This window comes from Rhodococcus sp. IEGM 1307 (assembly GCF_030056915.1).
GTDB classification, from domain to species: Bacteria; Actinomycetota; Actinomycetes; order Mycobacteriales; family Mycobacteriaceae; genus Rhodococcus_F; species Rhodococcus_F opacus_D.
The window spans coordinates 1-213 of sequence record NZ_JASHKW010000143.1 but is presented as its reverse complement, the minus strand read 5'-3'; the positions used below and the strand labels follow the sequence as shown (position 1 = coordinate 213).

The 213-nt window shown below is 72.8% G+C and carries 1 protein-coding gene; it reads right to left on the bottom strand.

Features of this window, described 5'->3' with window-relative positions:
• Positions 1 to 213, bottom strand: a 213-nt coding sequence (locus QM841_RS43095; protein ID WP_349307470.1) for an aldo/keto reductase, incomplete at both ends; no start/stop codon positions are given.

Genomic DNA, 213 nt, shown 5'->3' with positions numbered 1-213 from the left:
CACGAGTGCGTGAACACGCCGAGTTCGTCGTCGGCGCGCCGGACCGGCAGCCGGGCGCGCGACGGGTCCATCTGGATCTGGTTGACCACGGGCGCTTCTCCGGTCTCGGCGCCGACGCGACGCAGGTGCTTCTCCAGGCAGTTGGAGACGCCGACGTGGCGGACGAGGCCGGCGTCGCGGCACGCGAGCAGCGCCTCGAACGCCGCCACGTAC